Source organism: Algoriphagus sp. CAU 1675 (genome assembly GCF_029222925.1).
Lineage (GTDB): Bacteria > Bacteroidota > Bacteroidia > Cytophagales > Cyclobacteriaceae > Algoriphagus.
In genome coordinates this window covers 96,669-122,293 of sequence record NZ_JARHUI010000005.1, presented here as the reverse complement: position 1 = coordinate 122,293, position 25,625 = coordinate 96,669, and the positions used below count along the sequence as shown (strand labels likewise).

At 42.1% G+C, this 25,625-nt stretch carries 16 protein-coding genes and 4 tRNA genes; 10 read left to right on the top strand and 10 right to left on the bottom strand.

Going from position 1 to position 25,625, the window contains the following annotated elements; translation table 11 throughout:
* Positions 1 to 38 precede the first annotated feature (38 nt).
* The 10 genes from P2G54_RS12840 to P2G54_RS12795 form a co-directional block, all read right to left on the bottom strand.
* Positions 39 to 1,382, bottom strand: a complete 1,344-nt coding sequence (locus tag P2G54_RS12840; protein ID WP_275871751.1) for a vanadium-dependent haloperoxidase — start codon at positions 1,380 to 1,382, stop codon at positions 39 to 41.
* A gap of 137 nt (positions 1,383 to 1,519) precedes the next feature.
* Positions 1,520 to 4,801, bottom strand: coding sequence for a VCBS repeat-containing protein (locus tag P2G54_RS12835; RefSeq protein WP_275871749.1), 3,282 nt, complete (start codon positions 4,799 to 4,801; stop codon positions 1,520 to 1,522).
* Entirely contained in the window at positions 4,788 to 8,087 is a 3,300-nt protein-coding gene (locus P2G54_RS12830) for a VCBS repeat-containing protein (RefSeq protein WP_275871747.1), read from the bottom strand. Before P2G54_RS12830 ends, P2G54_RS12835 begins: the two co-directional genes overlap by 14 nt.
* Positions 8,080 to 8,664: a hypothetical protein gene (locus P2G54_RS12825; protein ID WP_275871745.1), complete on the bottom strand. Its 585-nt coding sequence runs from the start codon at positions 8,662 to 8,664 to the stop codon at positions 8,080 to 8,082. The genes P2G54_RS12830 and P2G54_RS12825 overlap by 8 nt, the downstream gene beginning before the upstream one ends.
* Positions 8,630 to 11,920 (bottom strand): VCBS repeat-containing protein, encoded by a 3,291-nt coding sequence (locus tag P2G54_RS12820; protein ID WP_275871743.1) that lies wholly within the window; start codon positions 11,918 to 11,920, stop codon positions 8,630 to 8,632. Before P2G54_RS12820 ends, P2G54_RS12825 begins: the two co-directional genes overlap by 35 nt.
* Positions 11,921 to 11,980: 60 nt before the next feature.
* On the bottom strand, positions 11,981 to 13,468 hold the full coding sequence (locus P2G54_RS12815) for a RagB/SusD family nutrient uptake outer membrane protein (protein ID WP_275871741.1): 1,488 nt from the start codon (positions 13,466 to 13,468) through the stop codon (positions 11,981 to 11,983).
* Positions 13,469 to 13,487: 19 nt separating this feature from the next.
* Positions 13,488 to 16,478, bottom strand: a complete 2,991-nt coding sequence (locus tag P2G54_RS12810; protein WP_275871739.1) for a SusC/RagA family TonB-linked outer membrane protein — start codon at positions 16,476 to 16,478, stop codon at positions 13,488 to 13,490.
* A gap of 732 nt (positions 16,479 to 17,210) precedes the next feature.
* Complete coding sequence (frr, locus tag P2G54_RS12805; RefSeq protein WP_275871737.1) at positions 17,211 to 17,774, bottom strand: ribosome recycling factor; 564 nt, start codon at positions 17,772 to 17,774, stop codon at positions 17,211 to 17,213.
* 11 nt (positions 17,775 to 17,785) lie between these two features.
* Positions 17,786 to 18,496 (bottom strand): UMP kinase, encoded by a 711-nt coding sequence (gene pyrH / locus P2G54_RS12800; RefSeq protein WP_275871735.1) that lies wholly within the window; start codon positions 18,494 to 18,496, stop codon positions 17,786 to 17,788.
* A 94-nt stretch (positions 18,497 to 18,590) separates the two neighbouring features.
* Entirely contained in the window at positions 18,591 to 19,085 is a 495-nt protein-coding gene (locus P2G54_RS12795) for a biotin/lipoyl-containing protein (protein WP_275871733.1), read from the bottom strand.
* 74 nt (positions 19,086 to 19,159) lie between these two features.
* Here P2G54_RS12795 and P2G54_RS12790 point away from each other — a divergent pair, with 74 nt between their 5' ends.
* From P2G54_RS12790 to rplA, 10 genes are all read left to right on the top strand, one after another.
* The gene (locus tag P2G54_RS12790; RefSeq protein ID WP_275871731.1) at positions 19,160 to 21,769 is read left to right on the top strand and encodes a M1 family metallopeptidase; all 2,610 of its coding nucleotides are present in this window, start codon (positions 19,160 to 19,162) and stop codon (positions 21,767 to 21,769) included.
* Positions 21,770 to 21,919: 150 nt separating this feature from the next.
* Positions 21,920 to 22,002: transfer RNA gene (locus P2G54_RS12785), tRNA-Tyr, on the top strand.
* A 73-nt stretch (positions 22,003 to 22,075) separates the two neighbouring features.
* Positions 22,076 to 22,148, top strand: a tRNA-Gly gene (locus tag P2G54_RS12780).
* A 34-nt stretch (positions 22,149 to 22,182) separates the two neighbouring features.
* A tRNA-Thr gene (locus P2G54_RS12775) sits at positions 22,183 to 22,254 on the top strand.
* A 60-nt stretch (positions 22,255 to 22,314) separates the two neighbouring features.
* Positions 22,315 to 23,502: an elongation factor Tu gene (gene tuf, locus P2G54_RS12770; protein ID WP_275871729.1), complete on the top strand. Its 1,188-nt coding sequence runs from the start codon at positions 22,315 to 22,317 to the stop codon at positions 23,500 to 23,502.
* A gap of 114 nt (positions 23,503 to 23,616) precedes the next feature.
* Positions 23,617 to 23,690: transfer RNA gene (locus P2G54_RS12765), tRNA-Trp, on the top strand.
* Positions 23,691 to 23,704: 14 nt separating this feature from the next.
* Positions 23,705 to 23,893, top strand: a complete 189-nt coding sequence (gene secE / locus P2G54_RS12760) for a preprotein translocase subunit SecE (RefSeq protein WP_206570947.1) — start codon at positions 23,705 to 23,707, stop codon at positions 23,891 to 23,893.
* 18 nt (positions 23,894 to 23,911) lie between these two features.
* Complete coding sequence (nusG, locus tag P2G54_RS12755; RefSeq protein ID WP_275871726.1) at positions 23,912 to 24,469, top strand: transcription termination/antitermination protein NusG; 558 nt, start codon at positions 23,912 to 23,914, stop codon at positions 24,467 to 24,469.
* 3 nt (positions 24,470 to 24,472) lie between these two features.
* Positions 24,473 to 24,916 carry a 50S ribosomal protein L11 gene (rplK, locus tag P2G54_RS12750; protein WP_275871724.1) on the top strand — a complete coding sequence of 148 codons (444 nt, stop codon included), beginning with the start codon at positions 24,473 to 24,475 and terminating at the stop codon, positions 24,914 to 24,916.
* Positions 24,917 to 24,926: 10 nt separating this feature from the next.
* On the top strand, positions 24,927 to 25,625 hold the full coding sequence (gene rplA / locus P2G54_RS12745) for a 50S ribosomal protein L1 (protein ID WP_275871722.1): 699 nt from the start codon (positions 24,927 to 24,929) through the stop codon (positions 25,623 to 25,625).

Here is a 25,625-nt window from a genome sequence, read left to right as displayed (position 1 = left end):
TGTTTGGGTAAAAAAACAGCCCTTTCGGGCTGCTTGGGTTATTCTTTAGATGCTATTTGTTTGCTTTTTGTGTTCACTCTCGACCAGATCAATTCACCGACTTTTTCGCCCTGCCAAACTCCCTCTTCAATAGCAGGCATGTAGTGAATGCCCCCGTAGAATCTGGAGATAGCGGCCTCTTCAGAAGCTTGTTTGAAGGAGTCATATTCTCTGATCGGAAGTCCATAAGCTACTTCTGAACTATCTACAAAATGGAAGTTCTCACCAAATAATTGAGTCAGTGTATAAGATGATGCGGTTGATGCTACGCTATGTCCACTGGTGTGTTCAGGAAAAGGAGGAGTTTGCAGTAATGGCACCCATTCCTCATCTATGTACTGATTGATGTATGTTTCAGGTCTTACAAGTTTGCTTCGGTATTTTTCATCCCAACAAGCCACAAAGGCATCATGTAGAGAGATTCCTGTCATTGCAAGGGTTTCGGCAGTTCCTTTCCAGTCTTGGCCAGCAGTTTTGCTGGCAATTGCCGCAATACTCATCCAGTGCCCACCCGGAGTTATTTTCTTTTCTGCAAACATCACGTGTCCCTTGACATTCATCTTGTAAGGGTTACAATCCCAAAACATTGCAATGTCAGTTTCTTCCTTGTTGGCCTCTATCGCAGCTTTGTACACTTCATAAGCCTGCTTGTAAAAAGCAGAGCCTGGCTCAGTGGAGTAGGCAGGGGGCGGAGATACCTTGAACTGACCTGCAGAATCCAATACGAAGGTTCTTATTTTGTTCCAGTGAGGCTCGATTCCTTCCATATAGGCAGGAGGAGTAGGTTCCCAGGTGCCGGGTTCTCCTGTTACGGTGTATTTCGGAAAGGAACGGCTTTGGTGGTAATTGTCTTTGGAAGAATAAGCCTTCACAGCATCTCCCACCAATTGGCCAAATTTCACAGAGGCTTCAAAAACATCATCCGGGATGCCCTTTTCTCTCAATTTCTCATAAGCTTGGTCACGGTGTGCATTGACCATATCTTCGGAAAAAATCAAAGAGGTACCCACATGGTAGTATGCGGCCAAGGAGGCCAAAGGAGGGTATATATTTTCGGGAACTTCGAAATTGACTTTTTCAGAGCCATTGAGCTGACCTAGTAATGATTCGTAGGCCGGGTCAACAGCTGCGGCAACTTCATAGGCGGCCAAAGAACTGTAAGAATAGATCCTCGCTGCTACTGGAGGAGAGAAAATATCATGGATGATTACTTCTGTAATTCTATTTTGAGCTTCACTCAGGTATTGTCCATCGGTAATGGCACTGCTGTAATCTACCGGTTTGGAACAGGAAAATGTCAGCAGAATAATAGCCGGAACCAACAGTTGTCTTAACTTAATCATGGGATGATTTTGATTACTGGTACATTAAGTATGTAATGGAAAGCCGAAGCAAATTCCGAATTTTCAAGGGTTTTTAAGCTTTGCCAACACCAAATCTAGCTTAATAAATGGGGGAGACAAATGATTTTCATCAAGTTTTAAAATCCTTTAATTAACCAGACCGGACCATTGTTGGACGCTGCCAAATACAATTTTCCCGAATTGGTTTTCAGGGCTTTAAGCTTTCGAATTTCTGTTTGTAAGGGAATGCTTTCAGTAGGTTGATTGGTTTTCCAGGATGTAGGGGTCCTTGTTAAAATTTGAAGTGCATTTGCTCCGGATTTTCCCAAGTCCACTCTAAACCCATTAAAGTTCCCTCCAATAACAAGCTTCTGGTTTTCAGGATCCCAGTTCATACTCATAATTGGGCTCAATTGGGATTCCCAAGGAAATGCTTCAAACTCAAAGCTTCCGTCCCGTTTTTGGAAATAAATGCCAGATCGGAATTCATAAGCTGCTTTAGGATTTACCTGTGCTAATTGATCGGAAGGGATCAAATCCTCAGGGCCCTTGATTTTTGAATAGTCCTGATAGGAATTGTGAAGGCGTTTGAAACCGGGGATTTGTTTGATAAGATCGTCCCGTGTTCCAAATGGAACCAGCCTTTCTCCCATGTAATGAAAGATCAGGGGATCTGCCTGTTCGTTTTTGTCAAAATCGAAATGATAAAGCCAAACTGGCTTTTCTTCATTTGCTTTGAGTTTGGAGTTCAGGCCTAAGTTGCCACTTCCAATATCCATGAGTCCATCCTGATTGAAGTCCGCAACCAGCAAACTATTGATCCATCCTGCTGATTTTTCCAGTCCTTTGGGCTGCTGTTCTTTGAGTGTATTTGAGGAATCAAAGGCGAAAATTCTGATCTTTTGCCAATCTCCTGTCAGTACCAACTCAGGTTTTCCGTCTTGATTTAGGTCTGCCCAAAGAGCATCATTGACCATTCCGAAATCTATATCCGAACCAAACCAAGATTCTGTTTCATCTCTGAAACTTCCATCCCCTTTGTTGATTAATAGATAGCTTTTTGGACTTTCACCATAATTCCCAGAAACTACAGATGCGCCTAGGAATAGATCAGGCAAACCATCTTTGTTTAGGTCTTGAATTGCGACTGCGGAGGTGTTTTCACCGATAGGAGGTAAGGACATGGGAGAAAACTGGAAATGTCCGGACCCATCTCCAAAAAAGACTCGGTCAAATAAAAATAAATTCCCCTGAGGTTCCTCATTTCCTCCGCTTCCCACATATAGATCGAGGTTCCCATCCCCATTAAAATCTGCAAATTCAGCAACTACATCTTCGGCCTTGGCAAGTTGGTGGAAGATAGGGTTCAAAACCTCTTCGAATGTACCATTGGGCAATTGAATAAAAATAACTCCTGCTTGGTCCTTGGCCCCTCCAAGATAGAGATCATCCAAGCCATCTTTATTGACATCGCCGACGGCGATTGCAGGTCCTGACTGAGCAAAACTTTTTGGAATCAAATATTCCCTTTTGCCTTCGTCCACCTCTGTTTTTTCCAGGTGTGACCATTTGATTTTGGTTTCGCTTTCCGCCGACAATTCCCCAACTGGGATCTGGGACTCGGTTGTGGATTTACCGGAAAATTGTTCCAGGCCTAGAAATTGGTCGACGCTGGTTCCAGGAAAAGATTCTTTCATTCCATCCGGCCATTTCACCTGAATGGAGTCAATTTGGTTCAGCTCACCCAAACCAAAGACCAAGGTAGTGGAAGTGCCGGACTGAAATCCACGGGAAGTACTGAGTCGCTGTCTGAAAAGACCATTTGAAGTGAATAGTTTCACTTCTGCTCCTATACCAAAAGGATTCAGACCAGCTGCTTTTAGATTTATTCTTAAAAAATGATTGGCTCCTTGTTCGCTATGATTTTCATAAACAAAAGCGGGTTGATTGAGATTATTGAGGATTAAATCCAGGTCTCCGTCATTGTCCAAGTCGGCATAAGTTGAACCATTGGAGTAGGAGGCCTGCTCAAGACCCCAACTTTTGGAAAAATCCGAAAATTTCAGCTCGCCCATATTTCGGAAAGTATAATTGGTGAGTTTGACGGAAGGAAGCATTTCGATTTGTCTATTTCGCAACTCTTCCAAACTCAGACTGGGATCAGCCTCCTGACTGTATTGAATGAAGTCCAGGTCATTTGGGCGCTTGACTATCCCGTTGCTTACATGGATGTCTACCAGGCCGTCATTATCCATGTCGAAGATCAAAGGCGACCAACTCCAGTCCGAAGCAAATACTTCCGAATAGAGGGATATTTCACTAAATCCGGCTTTCCCTCTGTTGAGTTGGAGGTGGTTGCGGACATATTGATCCCCATAGCCAAACTGGTTTTTGATCTGATATACTTCGGGCTTGTCTTCCCCCACAGACTTCATCCATATCTCAGGATCTTCCGGAAGCATGTCTGTAGTGAAAATATCCGGTAGTCCGTCAGCATTGATATCAGCCGCATCATTGCCCATGGAGTAGCGGGATGTATTGGCAATCAATTGCTCCAAAGACTCAGTGAAGGTTCCATCTTGATTATTGAGGTAGAGGTAATCGTTCTCGGTGAAATCGTTGGAAATGTATAGGTCAGGCCAGCCGTCTTCATTGAAATCCTCTACACTGACACCCAATCCAAACCCCAAAATACTAGAGTAAATCCCAGATTCTTCCGTTACATCTACAAAGCCTCTCTTTCCTTCCGCTGCCAGATTTTTGAACAACTTGTCCCCTCCCTCGTCTTTCAGTCTTCTGTTTTCAGCCTTGGTGAAAACTTCTGGAGACTTGACTCCATGGTTGAGTAAATACAAATCCAGGTCACCGTCCCGGTCATAATCAAAAAATGCTGCATGTGTCCCAAATCCTTTGAAATCCACTCCATATTCCTGGCCCAGTTCGGTAAAGGTCCTGTCGCCTTGGTTGATATAAAGTCTGTTTTTGCCTTTTAGGCTCTTGTAATCCCCAATTTGGCAGACGTAAATGTCCAAAAGGCCATCACCGTTGACATCAGCCATAGTTACCCCATTGGACCAACCGTCTTCTCCTCCAACTCCCGCAGACTCTGTGATGTCTTTAAACTTGAAGTTTCCTTCATTAAGATAGAGGCGGTTGGAAACTTGATTTCCTGAAAAATATAGATCTACCAGGCCGTCATTGTTGATGTCTCCGGCTGCCACTCCTCCACCGTTGTAGAAGTAAAGGTATTCCAGGATGTTCATTTCCAGGTCCCAATCCAGGCGATTTTCAAAGTTAATTCCGGTTTTTTCCGCGGGTAAAAGTTCAAAAAGCTTTTTCTCCTTTTTGACCTCACAGGAGAAAAACAAAAGCAAACCCAGACAGAAGAGGATAATTTCCGAAAATCTATTTCCAATCATAATTCCAGATTTCGGCGGAGCTATTATTTTTTACTATTAGAAGACGATCTGGCTGAAGAATTTCAAAATGTCGGATATCTCCTTCCAGATTCAGTCCGAGTGATCGATTAGGGACAAACTCAAAACTTCCATCGCCTTTTCCGAGCAATAACTCTCCATAGCTTGCGTCCGATTTTCCGATTTGAGGTTTAACCCCTGCTAAATTCCCACCCAAAAGGATGTCTACCAGTCCATCTTGGTTGAAATCATAGACTTGGCTCGCAAAAACCCAGGACTTCTGAGCTTCTCTTGGAAATGATTTCCATTCAAAATTTCCCTGACCCAGGTTGATTAAAACTCCGGATTCCAAATGATTTGCTTCCAGAATGATGGATTTTGAAAGCACATCTGAATTGAAAATCTGATCCAAGGTTTGGTTGTTGTAATTCGAATACTTGATGTATTTCTTCTTAATACTTGGAATCTGCATTTCCAACTCATGTTTGAGTGTGTAAGGAAGTGTCACTCCATCTTTCACAGTTGTAAATACCTGTTCGATCGATCCATTTTGATCAAAATCATTGAGGTAAAGATGAATTGGCTGTTCTTTGCTAGCCTTGAATCGGGTGTTTAACCCTTGGTTTCCCAGAATTAAGTCGGGTAAATTATCCTGGTTCAAATCAGCAACCTCCAGGCTTCTATACCAACCTTTGAGGTTTTCCATTTCAGGCATTTCAATTTTTTCAAGCGTTCCTCCTGTATTTCGGAAGAAGGTCGGAGCCATCCAATCACCTACCAGAACCAGGTCGGATTTTCCATCGCTATCCCAATCTACCCAACTGGCATCGGTAACCATGCCTAATTCTTGAAGTTGAGGAGCGAGTTCAGAAGTTTTTTCCTCATATTTTCCCGTTCCATCATTGATCCAAATATGGCTGCTTGCCGGGGCGCCATAGACAAATGGAACCAATCGTTCACCCACAAAAAGATCCGGGTTTCCATCCTCATTAATATCAATTACTTCGACCGCCGAACTACTGCCTTTGATAGCTTGGAATTCACTCTCAGTCTCTTTTTTGAAATTCCCGTTTCCGTCATTTAGATACAATCGATCTACGAGGTCTAGGGAATAAAGCGGGAATTCATTGCCGCCGGAAGTAACAAATAGATCTAAGGCTCCATCTCCATCGGCATCGAAAAATACCGCGTCCGTATCTTCCGATGGTGCATCTTGTTCGAAAGCCACTTGGACTGAAGAGATAAACTCCCCATTATTCTTTCCTAAGAAAAGCTGACCTGAAAATCCTTTTGCTCCTCCAAAATACAAATCATCCAATCCGTCTCCGTTGACATCTCCTTTTGCGAAAGCAGGACCTTCCGTTGAAAACATATGGTAGGTCAATCGGTCTCGATCGAAATCAACAAATGGATTTTCCTGATGGGTGAAATTTAGTTTTTGGGAATTATCCTTGGAGAATATGCTTGCTTTTGGATTCTCTTCAATTGGTTCAAAATGGGTTGCATCTTCCCAGCGGAGTTCCAATAATTGATCAGCAGGAACATTTTGTAAAACTGTTCGAGAATTATCTGGCCAAGTGATGATAAGTTCTTCAAGGTGATTGATTTTGCCCAGTCCAAGTGTGATTTTGGGATCGATAGAGGATTGGAAACCCCGATTCGGCATTTGCTCTTGATAAAAGACCTGATCATTCGACTTTGCCAAAATCTGCGTTCCTATTGCTTCAGTGTTTTTACCCTTTCCGATCAAATTCAATTGAATGAAATGATTTTCGGGAAGTAGGGAAGGGGTTTGATTGATGAATAGCTGAGCCTCCCGATTTACATTGTTGACAACTAAATCCGGATATCCATCATTGTTCAAATCTCCATAAGCTGCTCCATTGGAATGAATAGGTTCGCCCAAACCCCATTCTTCCGCTTTATTTGTAAACTTTAAATCTCCTTCATTGAGGAAAGCATAATTAGAAACCGGGTTTACAGGAATCGGATCAATCAAAGCTCGGTAATCCACCCCCTCTCCGGTGATGATTTTGACTTTTGTTTCTTCATCATCGATGAAGTTGAGGTAATCCAAATCGGTAATATCCTGATAGATTCCATTGGCAACAAATAAGTCTCGGAGGCCATCACTGTCCATGTCGAAAATCAAGGCTCCCCAGCTCCAGTCAGTTGCTTCCACATTTGCTAGCCTTCCCATCTCACTGAAGGTCCCATCTCCATTATTGATATGGAGCATGTTTCGGGAATATTGATAGTGATAACCGTGATTTTTGTTGAATTGGAACTTGTCCCAATTTTCGAAGGTGGTTACTTGCTTGAGTCGTTCCAAGGGTTCAGGCAGCATATCCGTCACAAAAATATCCAAGAGTCCATCCCCATTGATATCAGCAATATCTGCCCCCATGGAGGCCGCCGAAATTGATCGCATGGCTGATTCTAAGGATTCGGTAAAGGTGCCATCCTGATTGTTGATGTAGAGATAATCCCGTTCAAAAAAGTCATTTGAAATAAAAATATCAGGCCAGGTATCCTGATTCACATCACCAATGGTAATGCCTAATCCAAACCCAATCACGGAACCATAAATTCCAGCTTCTTCACTAACATCGGTAAACCGTTCCCCATCATTTCGGAATAATTTGTCTCCACCTACAGGATCGCGATTGGGACGTTCGTTTTGCATCTTGTTGAAGCCTCCAATGGCTTGATAGCTATTATTCAAAAGATAGACATCCAAGTCCCCGTCTTTGTCATAATCAAAAAACACTGCATGGGTAGAAAACCCCTGATCAGCAAGTCCGTATTTTTCTGCTTCTTCTGAAAAAGTCCCATCACCTTGGTTGATGAAAAGTTCATTTTGCTTGTTGTCACCAGAAATATCCCCCGAATTACAAACATAAATATCCAAGAGCCCATCTCCATTGATATCCGCCATAACTACTCCAGTGGACCAAGCCCGATTTCCTCCCACGCCGGCTTTTTCGGTAACATCTTCAAATTGGAGGTTTCCTTTATTTAGGTAGAGTTTGTTGGAGGAAAGGTTTGCAGTAAAATAGATGTCCAATAGTCCATCTTTGTTGACATCCCCCAAAGCGACGCCTCCTCCATTGTAATAATTTCTGTAAGTGAAAATATTGAAGTTCTCATCGAATGAGAGGTCATTTCGAAAATCGATTCCAGATTGAGAAGGATCTAATTCCTGGAAAAGAGTAGGCTCATTTTTCTCGATCTTAGTACAGGAGAAGATCAATAAGATTCCAATAGCAATGGGCCAATTTTTACTCATGAGTGGATTTTTCAAGGTTTTTCAAAATGTTCAGATCAACAATCTCTGCCCGAACTGCGGATAGTGATTTTTTAAAAATCCGGACTCTTCTGTTTCCGTCAATTTTAACAAAAGCGATCAGGCTCTTGTCCTCATTGGAAACTTCAAAAAAGCCCGGTCCGTACCATTTTTCAAATTGCGCAACGACATCCTCCCGCAGTTTTTCAACGCTGAGCTCTTCATTCCAAGGAGCCCAACCGTCATACACAAATTCAACGGGCATCAGGTAGATTTTATCGTTTAGAAAATCCGGATAAAAACGCATTTTTGCCGCCTTTCCTGAGGGCAATTCAATAGCGTATTCAACCGAAAGTTCAGTGGGACCATTGGTAAGGATTCCTTCTTTATTGAGTTGCCAGCAGGTTTCGAAAAAGTCGCGTTTATCCATTCCCAATTCAAGGTTTAGGAACAGCTCATTGTTAATTTCTCCTGATGCCAGTTCCTTTCGCTCGATTTTTTGATAGGGACTTTCACAGGATAAAAGTGTAACTGTGATCAGCAGGCTAAGGGCGGATCTTAAATAGAACCGGTATTTCATCATTTCTAAAGGCAATTAAATAGTGGTTATTGGCTTGTTTTAATGTTTTTAAATCTCTGATTTCTCCCCTCACTACGAAGCCACTTTCTTCTGGTTCCAGTAGCTTCCAAGATTGATTCGGTTCCAATCGCAGGATCCAACCATAAGATCCGAGTTGAGTCCCCAATTCTGGTTTGATTCTACGTTGGTTTCCTCCGAGAGCGAGGTAGTGTCTTCCCTCCAAGTCCTCAAAATAAGTGGCTGCATAAACAGGTGCTTGCTGTACCGCACTTGGCAAAGGGACTTTTGAAAATCCAGAGCCCTTTTTATTTATCCAAAGGCTAGTTTCCAGATTTTTAGCCTCCAAAATTACGGAATTCGCAATGGAGTTGGGAGAAAACAAGTCCTCGAATTTTTTAGTACCATAATCGGCATATCGAAGAAGTGACTTTTGGAGGGATGGAATTTGTCGGACGAGGCTATTTTTCATCACCCAAGGCGTGGATTTTTCTCCATCAAATTCACATAGGATATGATCAGCGCTTCCGTTTTGGTCAAAGTCGTTGACGTACATTCGAAGGATAGAGCCATTCTTGAAATCCAATCGCGTATTGGTTCCCATATTTCCGGCTAGAATATCCTTATAGCCGTCCCCATCTACATCTTCCACCAAAAGGCTATACCAAAGTCCTGAGGTGTTCTGCATTCCAAAATACTCCGTTTGATCAACCCAAGAATTGTTTTGGAAAGAGAAGATTCGGATTCCCATCCATTCTCCTGCCAAGATCAATTCAGCATTTCCATCTAAATCCAAATCGGAAATGGCTCCAGATGTCAGCATTCCTAATTTTTTCAAGTCAGGGCTGAATGATTCTGAGACCTCCTTGAAATTTCCTTTTCCATCATTTTCCCAAAAGGTCACACCAACAGGAATGCCATATCCATAAGGATGTGCTCTTTCCCCGATGATTAGATCTAGGTCATTATCTTGATCCCAATCGAAAGGAAGCGCAAAAGCCGTTGGCATTTTTGAAAAGACTTGCTGAGATTCCTCAAAGTTTCCATCCGCTTGTTGGAAATATAATCTGTCCGAATAATCCGGACTATTCTCAGGAAACTCAATTCCCCCACTCAACACCAATAGATCATCCAAACCATCTCCATTTGCGTCAAAAAATACCCCTCCAAAATCTTCTGCCTGACCTTCGGTTTTAGATACTGCTGTTTCTATTTTTTTCCATTCAGCATTTTCTTGCAGCTGATATAAACTTGAAGAAAACCCTTTTCCATTTGGAAGAAATAGAAGGGGGAGGCCACCTACTGTTTTGTTGCTTACAGAGACCTTAGGGCCTTCATTACTGATAGACCAAAAGCGAAGTCTATCCCGATCAAAATCCACAAAGTCACTTTCCTGATGGTTCAAATCATCGAGCATACTCTCCCTTGAAAGTAATGTTGAAGAGGTATTTTTTTCCTGAGTAGGGAAATAGGAGCTTTCCCGTTGAATTTTGAGAATTTGGTTGGCGGTAACATGCCGATAATCAGACACACTTCCATCGGGCCATTGGACCTTCAATACTTGGATACTGTCAGATTTTCCCAGTCCAAAAAATAAGCGTGGATCGACCGAAGACATATAACCCTTTACGGGCTGAAATTCCTGAACTTGTTTTGTGTCGCCTACTTGGATTTCGACTTTCGCTCCAAAGGCGTCCCCCAAATCAACTCCCAGATAATTGCCATTTCCAATTTCAACTGCCTTGTTTTTGTACAAGGAAACTTCTCCATTCAGGTTGTTGATGATCAAATCCAAATCACCATCATTATCTAAGTCACCATAGGCAGCACCGGTGCTGAAGGTTGTTTCAGTTAATCCGACCTCGGATGCCTGATTGGAAAACTTCCAGTTCCCTTCATTCTTGAACCAATAATTTTGAAGGGGAGTAGAAGGAAACGCGTCAATCATCTTGGTGATTAGGACCGAGTCGGATCTGTATTCGTTAACTTTTTCCGGGTTGAATGCATAGTAATTGACAAAATCGAAATCAGTCAAATCCTTAACTATCCCGTTTGCCACAAAAATATCTTTCCAGCCATCGAGGTCGGCATCAAAAATCAAAGCCCCCCAACTCCAGTCGGTCGCCTGAACCCCTGCCATTCTTGAAATTTCAGCAAATAGGGGTTGGCCTGTGGAGGGATCCTTTCCTAGGTTTCGTTGAAGCGTGTTTCGGGTGAATTGGCGGTGGTAACCGGCTTTGAAGTTGGATTGGTATTTATCCCATTCTTCAAAAGGGGTTTTGGTTTTTACCCGTCCCATATCTTCAGGGAGCATTTCCGTCACAAAAATATCAGGACGACTGTCATTGTCTAGGTCGGCAATATCGGCTCCCATAGAACCCATACTGATCTCGGGGATCAAGTCGGAAAGGACTTCAGAAAAGCTTCCGTCCTGGTTATTCAAATACAGGTAGTCTCGTTCGAAGAAATCATTGGAAACGTATAGATCTGGCCAATTATCTCCATTTAGGTCAGCGACGGTCACGCCGAGACCATAACCTATGGCGCTTCCATAGATACCAGCTTCCGCGCTTACATCCTTGAAGGTGTTTCCTTCATTTCGAAAAAGTTTGTTGCCACCATTAGGATCTCGTATTTCTCGCTGGCCTTCCCTTAAGTCGAAGATACCCACAGACCGGGGGGAATTGCTGAGCAGATAAAGATCTAAGTCTCCGTCTTTGTCATAATCAAAGAAAACGGCATGTTGTGAAAGCGCTTTTTCATTTAATCCGTACTCAGCCGCTTTTTCGACAAAAGTCAGATTACCCTGATTGATGAAAAGCTCATTGTTTCGGTCGGGAGTATCAAGTGGACCGGATTTACAAACGTAAATATCCAGGAAACCATCACCATTAATATCAGCCATACTGACACCGGTCGTCCAGCCTCCTTCTGAATTTAAGCCTGCCGCGTCTGTAATGTCTTTGAACGTCAGGTCTCCTTGATTTAAAAAAAGTTTGTTTGATGTTTGATTGCCGGCTAGGAAAACATCCACAAGCCCATCATTATTGATATCCCCTAAAGCCACTCCGGCTCCATTATAAAAATTTCGAAAGGTATAGGGGTTTATTTTTTCGGTATAGTTCAGGTCATTCCGAAAGATTAATCCAGATTTCTGAGATTCAATTTTTTCAAAAAGTACTTGTGCGGTAGGCTTTTGTTTTTGGCAGGAGCCTAAAACTAAAAGGGTAAAGAATGCTATTTGAAAAGACTTTCGCATATTTTAAAAAAAGGAAGTGCACAAATGTACACTTCCTTTCACTATCAGGAGATTAAGTTATTAATAACCTGGGTTTTGAGTCAAATTAGGATTGGCATTGATCTGCTGAAGTGGAATTGGGAACAATGCTCTGAATGGTTCAGAGGCTCCTTTTTCCCACCATGGGTCATTCCAAGTTCCAAAACGGATTTGGTCTGTTCTTCTAGAAGCTTCAGCAAACATTTCTCGACCTCTCTCATCATAGATTTCTTCTAGGGTCAAGCTTGTAAATGCCGGCATCCCAGCTCTTTCTCTTACCATGTTGACAGCAGCTAAAGCCACATCGGTTTTTCCCTGACGGAATGCTGCTTCACCTTTTGTAAGGTACATATCAGCTAATCGGAATAGTGGATAGTCATTGCTCAATGAAGAAGCAGCACCGAATGCGAACTCAAATTTACCTACTCGTGCACCAGCCTGACGGAATGCGTTTGGTGCCAGTTCGTTGATTTCCGGCGTGAACGTTAATGGCTCGCCATCTGGATCATCAGCTTCAGCAGAGATATCTCTCAGTCGAGTACCATCAGCAGCGAATTGAGGACCTACTAAGAATGAATTCTTTCTAACATCGTTGTCATCGAATGTGTTGTAGAATTCTTCCAAGGAAGCATAACCATTCCAAGGCTGCTCTTGCAAGTTATAAGTCGCTTGACTTGAATAGTGAAGCGTCATTTGCACGAGGTTAAATCCACCAGCGTTGTTTTCGTCATATGGAAGTGTCAGAATATTTTCTGTAGAACCTCCGTTTCTTGTAGCAAAGTTGCTGAAGAAGTTAGAAGACAACGAGTAAGGTCCGCTAATTACAACATCAGCAGCAGCTTCTGCGTCAGCCCATCTTGCAGTACCGGTATAGACTTCAGCATTCAGATACAACTTCGCTAAGATCGCATGAGCTGAGTAATAATTCAATGTGCTCTTTGTATCTGATTTAGGTAATAAGTCTACATTTTCCAAAATGGACTGCTCGATAAAATCAAATACTTCCTGACGAGAATTATTCGTAGGGTTTCCGTCTAAGTCATCCTCTGTCACGATTGGAACATTTCCAAAGCTGTCAATTAGCCATGAATATACCAATGCTCTAAGTACCCTAAGTTCTGCTGTTAAAGCCTGAACATCTCTGTAAGCAACAATCAAGTTGTTGATTTCACCAATTGCAGTGTAACAATAAGCCCAAGAGTTATTGAAGGCTTCATCAGAAGGCTGCCAAGTGTGCCTGTGAGCACGTAGCCATAGACCACCGTCTTCCCAGTCAGCACCTTTTTGAGGAATAGCCATTTCATCTGAGGATACCTCATAAATAGACCAAATACTGTTGTGACCACCCCAGCTTCCTACGATTCTGGAGTATGCAGAGGCTTTCAAAACATCAATCAATACCGGATTGTTGCTATTATTCACCTCTTCCTGTGTAATCCCATCCAGCACCTCTTGATCCAGCTCCCAGCATGATCCCAGCATCAATGTCGCAGGGATCAAAAGAAAGGTTTTTCGAATTGATTTAAACATATCTCTGTTATTTGATTGATTATTTGAAGTTCAAAGTGAGTCCTAATGTAAAGGAACGTGTTTGGAAGTATGTATTTCTTCGCTCGATACCTGGAGAAAGCGCAGTTGTGAAGCCATCACCGTTTTCTGCGTCAGTAACTCTTGCTTCAGGATCGATGCCAGTATAATTTGTGATGGTGAAGAGATTTTGCGCAGCGAAGTACACTCTAAAAGAACCAATATTTGGTGAATTGGTCTTGAAATTATAACCTAACTCCATGTTATCCAGTCTGACAAAACTTGCGTTTTCTACATACGAACTGTTGAAGGTTGGAGTTGATGTTACTGCCGGATTGTTAGGAGTTTTCTCTGTATTTACAGAGTTCCAAGTCACAGAAGCTCCATCAGCATTTTCATAGAATCCTCTGTAAGAGTTGTAGAGATCATGACCCCAAACACCTCTCAAGAAGAAGTTTAAAGTGAATTGTCTCCAAGCAAAGCTGTTGGCAAAACCAAACTCGCCTTTTGGAAGACCATTTCCTAGTCTCTCAAACTCGTCTGGATTCGTAGTAGAAAGGATGTATTCACCTCCTTCAGAAATTCCCAAAAGTCTTGGTCCATAAATGTCACCCAAAGTTTCACCTACACGGTTGTAGATGATTGGGTTGTTGTTTTGTCCTGGAGATCCTGGAGTAGCAAATCGTAATTCATCAAACCCAAGTCCTGAAGCCGATAAACTTTGGATTTGAGTCCTTTGATAGATGGTAAAGTTACCGGTAGGTGTCCAAACCACCTCACCCAGATTCAATCCGTTGACAGAGGCTGCAAATTCAAAACCTGCATTTCTCAAATCTGCTAGGTTTACCCAAGTACTTCCGACCGTGTTGAATCGTCCTGGATCGAAGATGTTTGGTCCACCGCCTACAGGTACATTAAATAGGAGGTCAGAGATGTTTCTGGTGTAGTAGTCCATACTTCCCGTCACTTTGTTGTCCCAAATACCAAAGTCCACACCTGCGTTGAATTCTTTCTTAGTCTCCCACTTCAAAAATCTATTTGGGTTGGAGTTTTGAACGATACCCACATAGATGTCATCAGTACTTAGTGGATCACCATCCAAGTCAATTCGGTTTCCGTTTCCGAACACACCCAAAGCAAGGGTTGGAGATGGAGGAAGGTTACCAGTTACACCATAAGAAACTCTTGGCTTGAATTGGGAGAATACGCCCATATCGAAAATCTGAGTGAAGTCAGAGCCCACGGAGAACGCTGGGAAGACACCCGTCTGATTTTCTGGACCAAAACCTGAATATGTCTCAGCTCTTACAGATGCGGAGAAGAACAGGAAGTTGTTGTAGTTGAAATTCGCACGACCAAATACAGAGTTCAATTGATCCTGATTGGCGTAAGAATACATGTTGGTAAAGTTACCGATTCGAAGGGCACCAGCGCCCAAGTTATCCCATCCTGTATCAAAAAGGAATTGTCTTGAACGAGCGCCGAACCCTTGGTTTTTGGTAGTCTGAGTACCAACACCACCCAATAGGGCTAGATTCAATCCGTCAAATAAGTCAACTTCATATCGAAGGGTTGATTCAAAGATTCTTTGCATACGATCATTGGTGATTCGCTCAGCAGATCCTCTTGCACCGAAGCCGACTTGGAAATCCTGTCTTGACCAAAAACCTCCAATTAGTTCATTTCTTCTGTCTTCAGAATATTGTGCGGATAAGGTCAAGGCTGGTAAGATGTCATATTCCACACGATAAGAAGTCAATGCAGTTTTAATCTCATTGAGGAATTTTTGCTGATTAATCAATGCAACCGGATTGAAGAAGTCAAAAAGATCGCGCTGGAAGTAGCCTCCAAATCGCTGATTCGCATCTTCAGTATTTTCAAAAATTGGAGCAGTAGGGTTGTAAATAGTGGCATATCTAAATGCCGCATCATTTACAGAATTTGCCTCAACTGTTGAAAAAGACAAATTGACATTGAACCGTAACTTATTATCCAAAGCACCTTGGGAAAGATTGATACGTGTATTCAGTCTCTCATTAGAGGACCCCTTTACAATCCCGTTATTGTTACGATAATTAACAGATGCCATGTAGTTGGTATTATTAAAACCACCTGATACACTCGCATTCGTTGTATGAGAATATGCATCCCTGATTAGCTCTTTTCTCCAATCTGTTTCACTTCCAAAATCTGTTCCGCCGCGAGCAATGAATTCCTCAGCAGAAAGAACAGGGATTAAGTTAACAGCTTTGTCTAGGGTACCAAATGAATTGATGCTAACTTCTGCTCTTCCATCTTTGCTACCTTTTTTGGTGGTGGTAATCAAAATTACACCTGAAGAACCTCTAGCACCATAAATTGCTGCAGCAGAACCATCTTTCAACACGTCGATGGATTGAATATCATTTGGATCGACGTTTTCCAAAGATGCACCAATCACTCCGTCCAATACAATCAGTGGAGAAGAATTGGCACCAAAGGTGGAAAGACCTCTCAAGCGGATATTAAATCCTGCATTTGGGTTACCTCCCGGACGAGTAATAGAAAGACCTGCAACTTTACCCTGAAGTAATTGAGCAGGGTTAGAAACGTTACCACGGTTGAAGTCCTCAGGTTTTACCCCTACTACAGCGGAGGTGATTTCTTTTTTGTCCTGAGAACCATAACCGATAACCACAGCTTCCTCCAAACTCTGGATATCTTCTTCCAAACTGATCGTAATCGTGCTTTGGTTTCCGATTTCTACTTCTTGAGTGAGGTAGCCAACGAATGAAACGACCAGGATCTGATCGCCTGACTGGATATCGAGGGTAAATTTACCATCCAAATCAGTTGCAACGCCTCTTGTTGTGCCTTTAATTAATACAGTGGCACCTGGTACAGGGTCTCCAAAGGAAGCATCTAGGACAGTTCCCGTGATGGTTCTACTTTGGGCATTGGCTACTAGTGTCGCTCCTAAAATGAGCGCCATCACCAGCATCAATGACTTAAGTTGTTGTAAATAATTTCTCATAGGGTTTTTTGTTTTTGAAAAAAGCGAAATAGGTATGAGTACTTAATTTCGAACCTAAAGTGATTCTTTAATTTTAATTTTGCAATTGACAACTATTGACTGCTTAGATTGTTAAAAAAACTTATTTTAACAGAATAAAGTATATTTTAATAATTTGTAATAAAAACCGCTTTTTACCTAAAAAAAAATTAATGGAAAACGATTTCATTTTATGAAAAATAAAAAAATCACATTTTTATTAAAAATATGAAAATTGTGATCTTTCTCTAAAGTAGCGTGTCAAAGCCTTGAAATACATTTTTAAAAAATTTAAATAAGTATCTTTTTTTACTAAAATTAATTCACTAATTCTGATTTGATGAAAAGATCGGGATTGGGAGGGCGGTTTGTTTCGAAGCAAATTAGTGTTTTTGGGTAGAGGTAGGAGGTGTTTTACATCTATAAAGAGTGTTTATTAAATGGAGTAAAAAGTCTTATATACTTTTTGTTGTTACTTTTTCAGTTCACTTATTTACCTCAATTTTAAACAAAGAAAATTCTGTTTTATACATTTTGTTCAAGTCATACATAGCGGGGAAATGAATGTCTAAGTGTGATTATTTTCTTCTATCCCTTTGCTGCTCTCATTCAAAGTAACAATTGAAGGATTCTCGGAATAGGGGTGGGCTCAACAAAAAAAAGAGACTGCCACTTAAAGTTGTAGCAGTCTCTGCAATAAATGAGTCAAGGATTTCAGACCTTCATAATGTCTGCTTCTTTTTTGACTAGCAGTTCATCAATTTTAGTAGAATAAAGATCGGTTAGTTTCTGAACTTTGTCCTCAGCTCTTTTCACATCATCTTCCGAAGCACCTTCTTTCTGGAGCTTTTTCAAAGAATCGTTGGTGTCCTTTCTTATAGTTCTAACGGATATTTTTCCGTTTTCACATTCGTGTTTTGCCTGCTTTACCAGTGATATTCTCCGCTCTTCGGTGAGGGTTGGAATTGTCAGAATAATGACTTCTCCATTGTTTTGAGGAGCAAGACCCAAGTCAGAATTGATAATTGCTTTTTCGATTTCCGAAATAAGAGTTCTTTCAAACGGCTTGATGGCCAAAGTTCTGGCGTCAGGGGTAGTGACCGAGGAAACTTGATTCAAAGGGGTGGGAGCACCATAATATTGGACTAGGATTCCATCCAGGATATTAGGCATGGCTTTACCTGCTCTGATTTTCAAAAGCTCGGCACTGGTATGATCCACCGCTTTCTGCATCAGTTCTTTTGCTTCATCAAGGTATAGTTCTATCTCTTCTTGCATGATTTTTAATCTTAAAGTGAGCTGATCAATGTGCCGATTTCTTCGCCCTGAACGAGCTTGCTGAGATTACCGGCTTTGTTCATATCAAATACAATTATAGGAAGATTGTTTTCTTGGCAAAGTGTAAAGGCGGTCATATCCATGACATTGAGGTTCTTCTCATACACTTCGCTGAAGGAAATGGAATGGTATTTTGTTGCGGTTTTGTCTTTTTCTGGGTCTGCTGTGTAAACTCCGTCCACTCTGGTTCCTTTAAGAACTACGTCAGCCTCTATTTCAATAGCCCTTAAACTGGCCGTGGAGTCTGTTGTAAAATAAGGGTTGCCTATTCCTGCGCCAAAAATAACAATCCTTCCTTTTTCCAAATGTCTGATCGCTCTCCTACGGATAAAAGGTTCGCAGACACTTTCAATTTTGATACCGGACATCAATCGGGTGTAAAGACCGGTTTGTTCAAGGGCGCTTTGAAGGGCCATGGCATTGATCAAGGTAGCAAGCATTCCCATATAGTCCCCTTGCACTCTGTCAATTCCGGATTTTTCGGCCTGTACTCCCCTGAAAATGTTCCCCCCTCCAATTACAATGGCGATTTCAACGCCCATGTCTTTGACTTTGTGGATTTCTTGGGCGTATTGTTGAAGCCTGTTGGGGTCAATGCCATAACTCTTGTCGCCCATCAATGCTTCTCCGCTGAGTTTGAGGAGGATTCTTTTGTATTTCATTCGTTTAAAATTTTGCAGAAATGCGATTTTCGGAAATGCTGGCCAAAAAGACCGGACAAATATAATTTGTTCAGTCCAGATTACTAGGCAATTTTCAAAATTGGATGAGTACCTGGTTTTTTTCTACACTTTGCTTTAGAGAAACCTTCACCTCTTTCACTACACCGTCCCCGGGAGCCTTTATGATATTCTCCATTTTCATAGCCTCTAGGATTAATACCACATCCCCCTTTTGTACAGTGTCTCCGGGCTTCACTTTTAAATCCAAAATGAGTCCCGGCATGGGAGCTTTGATATCCTGAATAGTGCCTTGGCTAGCATTGTCCATTCCAAGCTCTTCTAAAAGCAGGTCAAACCGGTCTTTGATCTGAAGTTCAGAAACCTTGTTGTTCAGCTTGATTTGAATGGTTTTGGTCTCCTTGTCCAGTGAAATCAGTTCGGCCTCAATGGATTTGTTGTTTTGGATCAAATGGATTTTTCTGTCACTGACCCATTTCAAATCCCAATCCAAAGTCTTATCATTGACCCGGATGTCTTTGTCGGTTTTTTCGACCGAATAGGCCTTTTCTTGAATAATTACTGAAAACATTCCTGCTAATTTGTCGCTTCAAACTCAGCACCTCCAATTTTGACTGTGCTTTTCCTATTTCAAATATGAGACAAATGATCACTATGCCAAAGAATATTTTGCAAATCAGCATCAGGTTTTTTTTGATATCCTGGCTGGCCTTGGCTTGTAAATCCCCTGAATCTCTTCCCTCAAAGGAAAGGGAAAGCGTTGCTACTGAGCAGGAGTCTCTGCCTGATTCAGTTCAACTGATCGCTCAGATCATGGAAAAGCAGTCTGAATTAACCAATTATAAAGCCTCGGCTACGCGGAAGATAGACATTCTTCATACAGAGCTTGACTTGAGTTTTGACTTTGAGAAAAGTGCGGTTTTGGGGAAGGCAAGAATAAAAATGAAGCCATATGTTAAGCCGCAGCGGGAAGTGGTTTTGGATGCCAAGGATTTTGACTTGTCACAAATTTCTGTGGAATATGGGGGGAGAAGTACTAAAGCCGGTTACCGATATGATGAAAAGCTCCTCACTGTTTATTTGCCACAGACCTTTACTGCAGAGGATACTTTTTTGCTCGAAATAAATTATGTGGCTTATCCAGACAGGAATTCCGGTTCGGGTAGTGAGGCAATCACCGATACGAAAGGTCTGTATTTTATTGACCCCTTGGATGAAGATCCCTATAAGCCAACCATGATTTGGACACAGGGGGAGACCAATCACAACTCTAAATGGTTTCCTACCATAGACCAGCCGAATGAGCGCTTTACCCAGTTAATTAAGTTGACAGTTCCGGACAGCATGGTTTCGATCAGCAATGGAGAGTTGATGCTCCAGGAAAAATTGGGAGATGGGATGCGGAGGGATCACTGGGAAATGAAATTGCCACATGCGCCTTATTTGGCAGCATTGGCGATAGGGGATTTTGGAAAGGTGGAAGCGGAATATGAAGGGATTCCACTTGGTTATTATGTAGAAAAAGGATTTGAAAAAGGAGCAGAAATAGTATTTAAACACACTCCCGAAATGATGGGGTATTTTTCAGATCTGCTTGGTGTGAAGTTCCCATGGCCCAAATATGATCAAATCGTCGTGCGGGACTTTGTATCTGGAGCAATGGAAAATACCACGGCTTCTATTTTTATGGAAGAGTTGAGATTGAATGAGCGGGAGGCGATTGACTCGGAATGGGACTATATCATAGCCCATGAGCTTTTTCATCAATGGTTTGGGGATTATGTGACCACGGAGTCTTGGGCTAATCTTACTTTGAATGAAGGATTTGCCAACTATAGCGAATATCTGTGGAATGAGCACAAGTATGGCTTGGATGAGGCAAAATTGAAGCTAGTGACTGAAATGGAAACCTATTTCCAAGAAGCAAGAAGTAAACAGGTCGATTTGGTCCGGTTTCAGTACGAAGACGCGGAAGATATGTTTGATTCTCATAGCTATGCCAAAGGAGGTGTAATACTCCACATGCTGAGAAAGTATCTGGGAGATGAGATTTTCTTTTCCGCATTGAACCTGTATTTAAAATCTTATGCTTTTGAGTCAGTTGAGGTGCATCAATTAAGGCTGGCCATGGAAAAGGTGAGCGGAGAAGATTTAAACTGGTTTTTCAATCAATGGTATTTAGACAAGGGGCATCCTGAACTTCGTTTTGAGGTGGATTATTCAATGCCTGAAAACATACTCATTACCGCTTATCAGATGCAGGATCTCAGCAATAGCCCTTTATACAGGATCCCTTTTGAAGTGAGTTGGTATGAAAACGGAGAAAGAAAAAGTAAGTATTTGACTTTGGACAGGGCATTCCAGCAGTTCGCTCTTGAAAATAAAGCCCCTGTGACACAGGTTTATTTGGATGAGGGAAAAGATTTATTGATCAAAAAGCATATGGATCCAAACCCGGAATCCATGCTAAGGCAATTTAACGAGTCCCAACTCGGGGTGGCGAGATATGAGGCTTTGGATAGTTTGGAGAGTTGGGGGGCTAATGAAGCCTTGTTGGAAATTATCCCTCAGGCATTAAGAGATCCTTTTTGGTCTGTGCGGGAGTCAGCGCTAATCTTGGTTCAAAGCCATTCCGAATGGTTGACAGATCATCCCGAGCTTGAAGAACAGGTATTTGAAATGGCAGAAAGTGACCCCAAGAATTCCGTTCGGGCCGGTGCCATTGATGCTTTGGCGACATTTGATCCTTCCAAGTATCACGGAGCATTTTTAAGGTATGCCAATGATTCCTCCTACCTCATTTCGAGTTCAGCTTTGATGGGGCTAATAAGTTCTCCGGAAAATAGCGTGGATGAAAAGTTCATGGAAAGATTTGCAGAGGACAATAATTTTAGGATAGTGGTGCCAGTGGCAGATTTTTATCTTGGGCAGATGATTCCTGGTAAGGGTTCTTGGTTTCGGCAGAAAGTTCAACAGCTTGGAGGGGAAGGTTTATATTACTTTCTGGGCTACTATGGGGAATACTTTGTGAGATTTCCTGATGAAGGAAGACAGGAAGCCGTTTCTTTTTTGTTGGATAAATTAAGGGAAAGTGGTCAAAACTTCATTCGTTTGGGAGCATTTCAGGCCCTGATGGGTTTTGTTGACGATGAGGCTGTGGTCAGGGAAATCAGGGTACTGGTGGATAGAGAACAGGATGAAGAGCTAAAAGCCTATTTCGAATATTTCCTTCAGGCACTCGAGGATGAAAATTAATGTCTTGATTTTGAATTGATTGAGTGAATGAGGGATAAAATATTTCCAAAAATAAAATCCTTGTTTTGAATCTTTCAGAAAAGCCTATAATTTTGCCATCCGTTACGACAGAGAGGTCAGTGCTTCTGAGCTCAAAATCATAACAAAGTTGGGGGAATACCAAAGCGGCCAACTGGGACGGACTGTAAATCCGTTGACTTATGTCTTCACAGGTTCGAATCCTGTTTCCCCCACATAAATTGCCTGATTGTAAAATTTTTTTCTAGTTTTGCAGGGCGAAAAATATTCGGCAATGCCGGATCAAAAGCGGGAGTAGCTCAGTTGGTAGAGCGGCAGCCTTCCAAGCTGCAGGTCGCGGGTTCGAGCCTCGTCTCCCGCTCTATGCTTTTCTACGGGAAAGCATCGGGTATTAAGCCGACGTAGCTCAGGGGTAGAGTACTTCCTTGGTAAGGAAGGGGTCACGGGTTCAAATCCCGTCGTTGGCTCATATCGGCTTTAAAAATTAATCTAAACATATCTTTAACTTAAACTGAGGATTTTCACGCATGGCAAAAGCAACATTCGACCGTTCCAAGCCGCACGTTAACATCGGTACGATTGGACACGTAGACCATGGCAAAACTACATTGACTGCCGCCATTACTACCGTATTGGCTAAAAAAGGTCTTTCTGAACTAAGAGATTTTTCTTCCATCGATAACGCTCCGGAAGAAAAAGAAAGAGGTATTACCATCAATACTTCTCACGTAGAATATCAGACTGAATCAAGACACTACGCTCACGTAGACTGTCCAGGTCACGCTGACTACGTTAAAAACATGGTAACTGGTGCTGCTCAGATGGACGGTGCTATTCTTGTAGTAGCTGCTACTGACGGACCAATGCCACAAACTAGAGAGCACATCCTTTTGGCTCGTCAGGTAGGTGTACCTGCACTTGTTGTTTTCTTGAACAAAGTGGACATGGTAGACGACCCTGAATTGTTGGAGCTTGTTGAAATGGAAGTGAGAGAATTGCTTTCTTTCTATGAGTTCGACGGTGACAACATCCCTGTTATTGCAGGTTCTGCACTTGGAGCTTTGAATGGCGAAGAGAAGTGGGTTGAAACTGTAATGGAATTGATGAATGCTGTTGATAGCTACATTCCACTTCCTGAGCGTTTGATCGACAAGGATTTCTTGATGCCTGTTGAAGACGTATTCTCTATCACTGGTCGTGGTACTGTTGCTACTGGTAGAATCGAAAGAGGTGTAATCAACTCTGGTGACCCTGTAGATATCATCGGTATGGGTGCTGAAGGCTTGAAGTCTACAGTAACTGGTGTTGAGATGTTCCGTAAGATTCTTGACAGAGGTGAAGCTGGTGACAACGTAGGTTTGTTGTTGAGAGGTATCGAAAAATCTCAAATCAAGCGTGGTATGATCATCTGTAAGCCAGGATCTGTTAAGCCTCACGCTCACTTCAAAGCTGAAGTTTACGTACTTTCAAAAGAAGAAGGTGGTCGTCACACTCCATTCTTCAACAAATATAGACCACAGTTCTACCTGAGAACAACTGACGTAACTGGTGAGATCAAACTTCCAGAAAACGTTGAAATGGTTATGCCAGGTGATAACGTGACTATTGAAGTTACTTTGCTTTCTGCAGTAGCTTTGGAAAAAGGTCTTCGTTTCGCTATCCGTGAAGGTGGTAGAACCGTAGGTGCTGGTCAGGTAACTGAAATCCTTGACTAATCACACCTGATTTCTTATTGACAATGCGATCCTAAATTATTTTTTGGGATCGCATTTGTTTCTTAAGTCATCAATATCTAATTTTGCGTTCCCATTAGCGGGGCGTTCATTCACACGGGCATAGTTCAATGGCAGAATAGCGGTCTCCAAAACCGTTGATGGGAGTTCGAATCTCTCTGCCCGTGCCAGTAAGTATTACACTATGAATCTAAAAAACTTTGTCCTAGAATCTTATGATGAGATGAAAAACAAGGTCACCTGGCCTAAGTTTTCATTCCTTCAGAATAGTGCAGTGTTGGTGTTGGTAGCCTCTCTGATCTTTGCCTTGTTTATCGGTGCAGTAGATCTTGGATTCGAAAACATCATGACATGGTTTTATGATTTATTCTAATTGAATTGACATTACAGAATGGCTGAACATAAGTGGTACGTACTCAGAGTAGTAGCAGGACAGGAAAAGAAGACCAAGACTTATCTGGAAAACGAGATTTACAGACAAAAGCTTGATGAATTTATTCCTGAAGTGCTGATCCCTTCTGAGAAGGTATATGAGATGCGTAATGGCAAAAAGCGTGTTCGTGAAAGAAACTTCTTTCCTGGATACGTTTTGGTGCATGCGGATCTTTCCAATGGGGAGGCCAATCACGTAATAACAAGCATTCCGGGAGTTATCGGATTTCTTGGATCAAACCAAGGGGGAGCTTCCAAAACCCCTGAACCGTTACGCCAATCAGAAGTCAACCGTATTTTAGGTAAGGTTGAAGAGATTGATGAGTTTGCCGAGAAACTTGAGACACCATTTATAGTCGGAGAGACCGTGAAGGTAATGGACGGTCCTTTCAGTGGATTTACCGGAACAATCGAGGAGATATTTGAGGAGAAGAAGAAATTGAATGTTATGGTCAAGATCTTCGGCCGAAATACTCCTGTTGAATTAAACTTTATACAAGTAGAAAAACAAGACTAAGCAATGGCTAAGGAAATCACTGGTTATTTAAAACTGCAAGTGAAAGGTGGCCAGGCAAACCCGTCACCTCCAGTAGGTCCAGCTCTTGGTTCCAAGGGTCTGAACATTATGGAGTTTTGTAAGCAATACAATGCGCGTACCCAAGACAAAATGGGCCAAACGTTGCCAGTATTGATTACGATCTACTCTGACAAATCTTTTGATTTCGTAGTAAAAACTCCTCCTGCAGCAAATATGTTGCTTGAGGCGGCGAAATTAAAAAGTGGTTCTGCTGAGCCTAACCGTAAAAAGGTTGGTTCTGTTACCTGGGATCAAGTTAGAGAGATCGCTGAGGTTAAAATGCCTGACCTGAATGCCTTCAAAGTTGAATCAGCAATGAAAATGGTTGCTGGTACTGCACGAAGCATGGGAATCACAGTATCTGGTAAAGCCCCTTGGGAAGTATAAATAAACAACTATGGCTAAGTTAACAAAAAAGCAAAAAGAAGCTCTTTCTAAGTACGACCCAAGCCAAGTGTACTCTCTCGAGGAAGCTTCTTCTATCGTCAAGGAAATCACCATGACCAAGTTTGATGCCTCTGTGGATGTGGACGTTCGTTTGGGCGTCGATCCTCGTAAGGCAGATCAAATGGTAAGAGGGGTTGTAGCCCTTCCTCATGGTACCGGTAAAGATATCAAAGTATTGGTTCTTTGCACTCCTGATAAAGTAGCAGAAGCAACTGAGGCTGGCGCTGACTATGTGGGTTTGGATGACTACATCGCCAAAATCGAAGGTGGGTGGACTGACATTGATGTCATTATCACCATGCCAAACGTAATGGCTAAGGTAGGTAGATTGGGTAGAGTATTGGGTCCAAGAGGTCTGATGCCAAACCCTAAATCTGGCACTGTTACCCTAGAGGTAGGTAAAGCAGTTAAGGAAGTGAAAGCAGGTAAGATCGATTTCAAAGTTGATAAATTTGGAATTATCCATGCCAGCGTAGGTAAGGTTTCTTTCTCCCCTGAAAAAATTCAGGAAAACGTAAAGGAATTAATCCTTACTATTTCCAAACTGAAGCCTTCTTCTTCTAAAGGAACGTATTTTAAGAGTATTCATATATCCAGCACAATGTCTCCTGGAATTGCAGTAGACAAGGGTAGTATTCAAGGTATTTAA